Genomic DNA, 8,957 nt, shown 5'->3' on the forward strand with positions numbered 1-8,957 from the left:
GCTTAGACACACGTTTTCTTTACACATACTATCCGTATTTGACTCTATTCTACTTATTCTATTTGGCTAGTTTTAGGTCTAGTGAAAGCAATCGAACACAACGGATATTGTGCATCTTGTTTATTGCCATCACTACCATTTGTTTAGCGCTCATAGGAAAGCGTTTAATCAATGATCCTGTATTGTGGCTCAATACAATCTATGTAGGTGCATTCAATCTAATCTTCTTGATATACAATGTATACACTCTTGTTAAACGATTAACACCATCTGTACACACCACCGTCATGGCTCTCGCACTAGGTGCAGTTCTATTTATGCCAGTTGTGGGCTATACAACATATAGAGATTTAGCTACCTACACTAAAGTAGCTGGTCAATGGCAGGTACACCTTCCTATAGTAGAAACTTTTACCACATATGGCCTAACCTATAGAACATCTTATGAATATCCATATGTTGAAGATACAGAAAATACGGAAGATAATAAAAATACTGAAAAAACGCCAGCTACCACTCCAGCAAAAACAAAACAACTGGAAAGTATTCATTTTGAGGCTAAGGAGTTACCAAAGGCTATTTCTGTAACAGGTTACAATAATTATATTCCTAATATTTACTTACAAGTGACTGATACGAATATTGTGGAACATCAAAGACCTTCTGCAAAATTCAACGACATCTCTTTCCAATTAATCAACGATGGTCTTGATTTAGAGGTATCTATGCCAAACGGAGTAACCGAGGTACACCATTTATATGATACCTTCCGTAAGATAGGTGACAGTAGAACTATTGACCCTGTTGTCATCGATGGTACTGGATATAGACTCTTTATAGCATCCTACGTTGTAAGTGAATTCAGCTTACGCAGCGTTATATTCCATGTACTTTATATCTAACATAACATTAGTATAAGCAACAGAATAAAAACCATATCCTATTATACTATTATAAAAGCAGTACCCACGCGGGGTACTGCTTTTCTTTACTAATCTAACTGAGCAAGAATATGTTTAGCAAATTCTTTCGCCGCTTTAAAATCATCTTCATTTGGATGAACTGCAGCTTGTTTATGACGTGCATCGCGGTCAGCAGATTGGCCATGGCTATGCCCCTTAGGGAACATTTTATACATCATTTCGATGACCTTAGGATCTACTTTGCCTTGGCAGATGAAAGTCCCTACAGGTTCTACACCTTCTGGTAAACACTTTGCAGCATTGATTAAACTCTCCTTAGCATGAGCCATTTGCGGTGGTACACCTGCCGTTGCAAACAACGCAATATATGGGTTATGCAATGTACCGAGTACATCACGGGCCTCTTTATTTGCAGTCCCCTTATCCACCCAGAATCCTGCAAATACAAGATCATAAGATGCTATATCGGAAGGCAACTCGTTCATAGATACACAGGGTGTACCTGCTGGCAATACGCTCGTAATCGCCTCTGCCACTTGTTTTGTATTTCCCGTTAGAGATGAATATATAACAATAGACTTCATGTCTTACCTCCTATTTATATATCTATTATAGGATATGTAAGGTAGTCTTTTAATAAAATAAATCACAATATTATATGTAAGGAAGTTATATTTACTGTCACGTACTATTTTACTATTCTTAAAAGAGATACAGCATTCAAAATCATCATATATGCATCCCATATAGTACTTTCTAGTATTTATAACTATATCGATAATTTTAAGCATACTATATTCAAAAATTCCTAAATGTCAATATTGAATGTATAGAATTTTTTCGCTATAATCGTAACATAATGTATAAGCTCAATAAGAAAACTACCATATATTGTAGTTTTCTTATTTTTCTGATTAGATTTAACTTAAAGATATTTTATACTTTTCAGTCTAATCTTATATATGCTTAGATTAACAGTTTTATTACTTTTAAGACTCAAGGGGAACAGTAATGGAGATTATGATCAAGAAACGGGATGGCCATTTCGAGCCGTTATCCGTTGAAAAAACGAAACGTATGATTGCCTTCGCATGTTTGGGGTTAGATTCTTGTGATCCACTAGAATTGGAAATGGATGCGAAGTTACAATTCGTTGATGGCATGACTACTAAAGAGATTCAAAAAACTTTAGTACAAACAGCTATCGAAAAGGTTATCTCTAAAAAAGACGATGGCTTCGGCAACCAAGTCAACAAAATGAACCAGGATTGGCAATTCGTAGCGGCTCGTCTATTCTTGTTCGATCTCTATAAAGAAGCTGCTATCACTCGCCGCTATAAAGCATTCGGCTACGGCAACTTCCCAAATCTTGTACACATGCTTGTAGAAGAAAAAAAATACGCTGACTTCTTCGTTACAGAATATACTGCTGACGAATTACAAGAGTTAGGCGATTACATCAAACCTAAACGAGACTATCTCTTCAACTACGAAGGCCTTAAATTGTTAGCTGACCGGTACTTGGTAAAAGGCTTCAACAAAGAAATCTACGAATTACCACAAGAACGTTTCATGGCTATTGCTATGCACTTAGCATTAGTAGAAGGCGAAAATAAAGTAGAATACGCTAAAAAATTCTACGACTTGATGAGCCAATTAAAAATGACAACAGCTACACCTACATTGGCAAATGCTGGCACACCATTCCATCAATTGTCTTCTTGCTTCATCTCTGGTGTAGATGATAACTTATGGTCCATTTACGACGTAAACAGCAAGTTTTCTCGCGTATCTAAACATGGTGGTGCTCTTGGTATCTATCTTGGTAAAGTTCGTGCATTGAACTCCGACATCCGCGGTTTCAAAAACTCCTCTGGTGGCGTTATTCCTTGGATCCGTTTATACAACGATACTGCAGTTGCGGTAGACCAATTAGGCAAACGTAAAGGCGGCGCTACAGTAACACTCGATATTTGGCACAAAGACTTCTACGAATTCGTAGAGCTTCGTACAAATAATGGTGACGACCGTCGTAAAGCTCACGATATCTTCCCTGCTATCTCTGTTCCAAACATCTTTATGGAACGTATGATTGCTCGTGAAAACTTCACCCTCTTCGACCCTCATGAAATCTTAGCTGTAAAAGGCTATGCCTTAGAGGACTACTTCGATACAGAAGACGAAAAAGAGTTTACAAAACGCTATATCGAATGTGAACAAGATCCTAACTTACATGGTATCGAAGTTCCAGCACTGGACATGATGAAAAAAATCATGCGCTCCGCGGTTGAAACTGGTACACCGTTCATCTTCTTCCGCGATACTGTAAACGCTGCAAACCCTAACAAACATGCAGGTATGATTTACGCATCCAACTTGTGCCACGAAATCGCGCAAAACGTTGGCTTCACTAATCTTGCTGAAGAAATCATCAACGAAGATGGTACTATCACTACTAAAACAAATACGGGCGACATGGTTACATGTAACTTGAACTCCATCAGCCTTGGTCGTATTACTGACGAAGAATTGGAAGAAAACATTGCCCTTCAAATTCGCATGTTAGACAATGTTATTTCCATTAACCAAGCACCAGTACCAGAGTCTCGTATGACGTCTGATAAATACCGTGCTATCGGTCTTGGTACTTCTGGTTACCACCACTACCTCGTAAACCACGATATCCAATGGGAATCTGATGAGCACATCGAAGTAGCGGACAAATTGTTCGAAAACATCGCTTACTATGCGATCAAAGCTTCCATGGAATTGGCAAAAGAAAAAGGTGCATATCCTGCCTTCAAAGGTTCCGAATGGGAAACTGGTGCATACTTCACACGCCGTGGTTACACATCCGATCGTTGGAAACAATTAGCTGCAGATGTTGCTAAATATGGTATCCGCAATGGTTACTTAATGGCCGTAGCTCCAACTGGTTCTACTTCCAACATTGCGAATACAACAGCTGGTATCGACCCTATCTTCAAAAAATTCTTTATCGAAGAAAAGAAAGGTTCTTTCACACCAAAAACTGCACCAGATTTGAACAACAAAACATTCTGGCTCTACAAAGAGGCGCATACAATCGATCAACAATGGTCCATCAAAGCTTGTGGCGTACGTCAACGTCATATTGACCAAGCACAATCTTTCAACTTGTATATTACACCTCAAATGAAAGCGAAAGAAATTCTAGACCTTTACGTTGAGGCCTACAAACAAGGGATTAAAACAATCTACTACATCCGTAACCAATCCCTTGAAATGGATGAGTGCACTAGCTGCTCCTCCTAATACTAGATGTGTATATAAATCTGATGACGACCTATAGCAGTATAGGTCGCATCGTTGTATAAAGGAGTCCTACTATGGATAAAAAACTGATTTTCAACGAACATGGTGAACGTGGCACGCAAGCTATGATTGGTGGCAATACCACAAACCTTCGCGAATGGAACCGTATCAAATACGACTGGGCTAACCAAATGTACCGTACGATGCTCAACAACTTCTGGATTCCTGAAGAGATTTCCTTGAATGAAGACGTTAAGCAATTCCCATACTTAACAGATTATGAGCGCCGTGCATTCGACAAAATCATTGCGTTCTTGAACTTCCTTGATTCTATTCAATCTGAAAACTTGCCTAACTTGAGCCGCTATATTACAGCATCTGAAGTGGCGTCCTTATTGAATATCCAAGCATTCCAAGAGGAAATTCACGCTCAAAGTTATTCCTATATTTTGGACACTGTAACAAATCCTATTACACGTGACAAAATCTATGACGAATGGCGTACAGATAAAACATTGCTCGCTCGTAATCGCTTCATCGCCGATGCATACCAACGTTTCAGCGACGATCCTAGCGAAGCAAACCTTATTCATACAATTATTGCTAACTATATCTTAGAAGGTATCTACTTCTACTCTGGTTTTAGCTTCTTCTACACATTGGCACGCCAAGGTAAAATGACAGCTACATCCACAATCTTCAAATATATCAACCGCGATGAAGTAACTCACCTTGTATTGTTCCAAAACATCATCCGCGAGTTACGCCGTGAACGCTCTGACTTGTTCACACCTGAACTAGAAGAGAAAATTACGGACATGATTCGCCAAGGTGCAGAAAATGAAATCGCTTGGGGACAATACATCACTGATGATAAAATCCTCGGTCTTAACAATGTTCTTATCGAACGCTACATCAAATACCTTGCAAACATCCGCTTAGAAGCAATCGGTTTGCCTCATTTGTATCCTGAAATCAAGGATAATCCAATGGAATGGATTGAAAGTTTCTCCAACTTGAACAGCACAAAAACTGACTTCTTCGAAGCAAAAGTTACAAACTATACAAAAGCTGCAGCCTTTGATTTTGATGACTTAGAATAATAACAACAAAGATAAAAGAAAAAGTGATTCTCACGGTGTGAGAATCACTTTTTTCTTTATAAAGGTTATTCGGTTAATAACTATTAGCCAGCTGTATATGGGCTGAATCGACCAGCAAATAGGTAGGAACCCATTTTGCCGAGTTTAGCAGCAAAGATAGAAGCTACAATACCTAAAATAATCATAATCCATGCATTATCTGCATTTACGCCATCAGCAATAGCGATGTAGGCTTGTACACAGGACAAGATGAAGTAAATGATTGTTAAGTAAATTTTTGCTTTTGGAATCTTAGACTTTCCTGTTTTGTAACGTAATATACTACCGATATAGCCAGAGATGCCACCAATAATAACGAGGAGTGGTAGAATCATTGCTACTAATGTAATAGCAGAGAATAATACATCTGCAATAGATGGAATTACCAATGCGATAACAGGTACTAAGAAAGAAGCTGCTGTTGCTGCGATTGGGAAATGTACCGCAATTGGATGTAAATGAAGATCTAGCAATTTTTCACGTTTAGGATCAATGCGACGTGGCTTGTAATCCATCCAAACTGTTGGAGGGAAACCACATGTTGGACAAGGTTGATCCCTGTACTTTGCTTCCTCTATATATCCGCATACACGGCAAATTATCCATTCTGTACCTGCTTCAGGTGTTGGTTTAGCTGCGGTAGAACTTGTTGCTGCCGTAGCTGCTTTTTGTTCTGCTGTCATTATGAAATCTCCTTACTTAAGAAATTCTATGTAATTGAATAATAATTATTATTTATCTATATTATAGCACAACTCCCTAATTAAAAGTAAAATTTATATACTTATTTATAAATTAAATATATTGCTCTACTAATGCACCTATAATCAAATGCAGCGGCATTTGAATTTGATAACTTAGAATAATAACAAAAAGATACCCAATCCAGAACTTTGGATTGGGTATCTTTTTATCGCTTATATTTAGAAATCTCTTGATATTGTAGTACATTACCTGCTGTAATATCTAGTACGCTTCACCATATACAACTTCATTTGCCTTAGAGGCAACTACATATTTTACAGCACCATAAGGAGTTTTTACAAAGTCCTTTTGAACTGCTGTATTTTTCTTATCAATAGAGCCGTTTGGTAAATAGAAGGTATCGGAGATAGTACGTGTCTTCATACCTGAATTCTGTCTTTTGCTATCTTCTACCAGTCTAATTACATCCTCCAAAGTAAGGTCTGATCTATTTTTGTAAGAAAGTGTTAAGTTTCTAATAGATCGGGCAGATTCCATTACGACTTCATCTCTAAATTCACCGATTAATCCTTGGTTGTGAGGTATTATGATGGATGTAACCTCCATGCGGCGCTCTTTAGGTTCAACGCTGAGCTTAATTGTTTTTGTATCTAAATATAAATACATTCCTTTTTCATCAGCTAATAACTTATACCGTTCTGGTTGGGATTGCACCTCAGCCAAGGAAACAGCATCGGCATATGTTGTCATACCTGCTACAAAAGCGAGTACCAATGCAGCTACTTTTACAAATTTAAACATCTCTCTTCTCTCTCTAAAAGCAAATACTATCATATAAAAGTCTATATGAATTTCAAAAATAATCCCCAACGCCACCCTCGTTTGTACAGTTGACACGTGGTAATACATTGTAAATTGTATCAATACATTTGTGCGCAAATAGGCCTACACTGTAGATTTTCATTCGCCCCATAAATGTATTCATAATAAGCTTGGTAAAAGCAAAAGTTTTGTGTCCACCCTGTTTCAAACTACCAACTATATTAGCTTTCAATCAGTTCAGTTGTCCAGTTAGCAGACTGCAATAGATTGTCTAATAAACGAACTTGTTTTGCTATAATGTCAGCTTCTTTTTGGATATCTCTGACATTAACGGTCGGTATTAGTTTAATCTCAGACCCTCTTGCACGGAAATTGATACTACCTGCGCTATTCGCCAATGTTCTATACGCACTTAAACGCATCGCAGCACAGTCTTTTTCGGCAATAATTTCAGTAATAGAACGACCTTCTACAATAGTTTTACAATTCGTTAAATTAATGTCGGCAATTAATTTTTGAAGTCTAGTTACACATTGATCTAATGCTGTCAAGAGCTCTTCAGGGCTCTCATTCGGTACTTCCCCTTCTTGTACTAAACTATTGGAAGTTAAACGAAGCTCTAAATCGCTGATTTTATAATTTAAATCAGCTCGTTCTTGTAATGCTTCTGCTAGTTTCATGAATTTTCACCTCACAACCAAATATATATGAATTTTCTTATTAAACACTATGTACAATACATATATCCGCTACTTCTTATTATACAACGCAATTCAATGGCTTATAAAACCTTCCGCATCAAGATATGAGGGCAACCTTCATCGAGGTATTCCTCCCCTTCGGCCTTATAGCCAAGGGATTCGTAGAATGGTTTTGCCTGTACTTGCGCCGACAAGGAGCAAGTCTTAAATCCATCGCGGCGAATGCCGTTTTCTGCGGCCATCATAATCTTAGTACCTAGATGTTGTCCGCGATATAGCTTGCGTACCGCCATGCGACCAATATGGGCATCTCCAGCTACGTCACTTGGAAAATATCGGCAAGTACCAGCCGCTTTGCCATCCATAGATAAGAGAACAAATTTTGCAGTCTCATCGATTTCATCAAATTCTTCTGTAAAACCTTGTTCCTTCATGAACACATCGATACGTATTTGTTTTATTTCATCAGTAATATGATCTAAAATTTGAATAACCATAGGCACCCTTTCTAATTATAAGTATATTTATAAAAATCGATTCACTCGTATTACGGAACACACTGAGCACTTATTACTTTTATTATATCAAAAACAGGCCTAATCCCGTAAAACTGCTCCGTTCCGATTAATACCCATAGCAAAAACATTTTAAAACTTCCATGAAATTCATTTTTAGATGTTGCATAATTTTATCATTTGGGTTTATACTAGACCCATAATTTTTAGAAAGGAGCAACCAAAGATGACTAACCAAATTAGCCTCGCTACAAAACAATACTTTTATTGGTTCTTTATCCAACGTACGGGTAAGGAACTATTTGTGGTGCGCTAATTAAGATTGAGTTATTATTAGTTGCTTAGAATAGTAAAAGGGCTACCCGTATTAGATTACGGGTGGCCCTTTTTTGTTTGCTATCCCGTATGGTAAGCCCAGCTATTCACTGTAGTTACAAGGAGGAATTATCATGATTATTACATTGAAACAAAACGCAGCACAAGCAGAGGTATCTCGTTTACGCAGTGAATTAGAGGCTCAAGGATTTGTTATTCATCCTGTAGAAGGCACGCGCTACAATATTTTAGGTCTTATCGGTGACACAGCATCCCTTGATGCGCGTCAAATCGAATCTCTTGATTTCGTAGATAAAGTAACTCGTATTCAAGAGCCATACAAAAAAGCAAACCGTAAATTCCATCCCGATGATTCTGTAATCAACGTAGGTGGTGTATTGATCGGTGGCGGTCACTTCGCAGTAATGGCGGGCCCTTGCTCCGTTGAAACACCTGAGCAAGTAATCGAAACAGCAAAAGCTTGTAAAGAAGCTGGTGCTACTATCCTTCGCGGCGGCGCGTTCAAACCTCGTACTTCCC

General features: G+C 38.1%; 7 protein-coding genes and 2 pseudogenes. 4 read left to right on the forward strand and 5 right to left on the reverse strand.

Going from position 1 to position 8,957, the window contains the following annotated elements; genetic code table 11:
• Window positions 1-902, forward strand: a pseudogene (locus Q0F90_RS05100) (hypothetical protein); the annotation flags it as partial.
• An 89-nt stretch (window positions 903-991) separates the two neighbouring features.
• On the opposite strand, the gene Q0F90_RS05105 reads toward Q0F90_RS05100, so the two are convergent.
• Window positions 992-1,507 carry a flavodoxin family protein gene (locus Q0F90_RS05105; protein ID WP_296003956.1) on the reverse strand — a complete coding sequence of 172 codons (516 nt, stop codon included), beginning with the start codon at window positions 1,505-1,507 and terminating at the stop codon, window positions 992-994.
• Window positions 1,508-1,934: 427 nt separating this feature from the next.
• Between Q0F90_RS05105 and Q0F90_RS05110 the strand changes: the two genes are divergently transcribed.
• Window positions 1,935-4,217: a ribonucleoside-diphosphate reductase subunit alpha gene (locus Q0F90_RS05110; RefSeq protein WP_296003958.1), complete on the forward strand. Its 2,283-nt coding sequence runs from the start codon at window positions 1,935-1,937 to the stop codon at window positions 4,215-4,217.
• A gap of 74 nt (window positions 4,218-4,291) precedes the next feature.
• On the forward strand, window positions 4,292-5,320 hold the full coding sequence (locus Q0F90_RS05115; protein WP_296003960.1) for a ribonucleotide-diphosphate reductase subunit beta: 1,029 nt from the start codon (window positions 4,292-4,294) through the stop codon (window positions 5,318-5,320).
• Between the two features lie 83 nt (window positions 5,321-5,403).
• On the opposite strand, the gene Q0F90_RS05120 is transcribed toward Q0F90_RS05115, so the two are convergent.
• The 4 genes from Q0F90_RS05120 to Q0F90_RS05135 form a co-directional block, all read right to left on the reverse strand.
• Window positions 5,404-6,042 carry a hypothetical protein gene (locus Q0F90_RS05120; RefSeq protein WP_296003962.1) on the reverse strand — a complete coding sequence of 213 codons (639 nt, stop codon included), beginning with the start codon at window positions 6,040-6,042 and terminating at the stop codon, window positions 5,404-5,406.
• A gap of 283 nt (window positions 6,043-6,325) precedes the next feature.
• Window positions 6,326-6,865 (reverse strand): hypothetical protein, encoded by a 540-nt coding sequence (locus Q0F90_RS05125; protein WP_296003964.1) that lies wholly within the window; start codon window positions 6,863-6,865, stop codon window positions 6,326-6,328.
• 242 nt (window positions 6,866-7,107) lie between these two features.
• Window positions 7,108-7,566, reverse strand: coding sequence for a DIP1984 family protein (locus Q0F90_RS05130; protein ID WP_296003966.1), 459 nt, complete (start codon window positions 7,564-7,566; stop codon window positions 7,108-7,110).
• A 101-nt stretch (window positions 7,567-7,667) separates the two neighbouring features.
• Window positions 7,668-8,084, reverse strand: a complete 417-nt coding sequence (locus tag Q0F90_RS05135) for a GNAT family N-acetyltransferase (RefSeq protein ID WP_296003968.1) — start codon at window positions 8,082-8,084, stop codon at window positions 7,668-7,670.
• Between the two features lie 467 nt (window positions 8,085-8,551).
• Between Q0F90_RS05135 and Q0F90_RS05140 the strand changes: the two are divergent.
• Window positions 8,552-8,957 (forward strand): annotated as a pseudogene (locus Q0F90_RS05140) (3-deoxy-7-phosphoheptulonate synthase); the annotation flags it as partial.

This window comes from uncultured Veillonella sp. (genome assembly GCF_934190855.1).
In the GTDB taxonomy this organism is placed as follows: Bacteria; Bacillota; Negativicutes; order Veillonellales; family Veillonellaceae; genus Veillonella.

What these genes read in the sequence shown, in the direction of transcription:
- Q0F90_RS05120 (WP_296003962.1), bottom strand. Translation starts at nt 6,042, where the DNA reads ATGACAGCAGAACAAAAAGCAGCTACGGCAGCAACAAGTTCTACCGCA.
- Q0F90_RS05105 (WP_296003956.1), bottom strand. Translation starts at nt 1,507, where the DNA reads ATGAAGTCTATTGTTATATATTCATCTCTAACGGGAAATACAAAACAA.
- Q0F90_RS05115 (WP_296003960.1), top strand. Translation starts at nt 4,292, where the DNA reads ATGGATAAAAAACTGATTTTCAACGAACATGGTGAACGTGGCACGCAA.
- Q0F90_RS05110 (WP_296003958.1), top strand. Translation starts at nt 1,935, where the DNA reads ATGGAGATTATGATCAAGAAACGGGATGGCCATTTCGAGCCGTTATCC.
- Q0F90_RS05125 (WP_296003964.1), bottom strand. Translation starts at nt 6,865, where the DNA reads ATGTTTAAATTTGTAAAAGTAGCTGCATTGGTACTCGCTTTTGTAGCA.
- Q0F90_RS05135 (WP_296003968.1), bottom strand. Translation starts at nt 8,084, where the DNA reads ATGGTTATTCAAATTTTAGATCATATTACTGATGAAATAAAACAAATA.
- Q0F90_RS05130 (WP_296003966.1), bottom strand. Translation starts at nt 7,566, where the DNA reads ATGAAACTAGCAGAAGCATTACAAGAACGAGCTGATTTAAATTATAAA.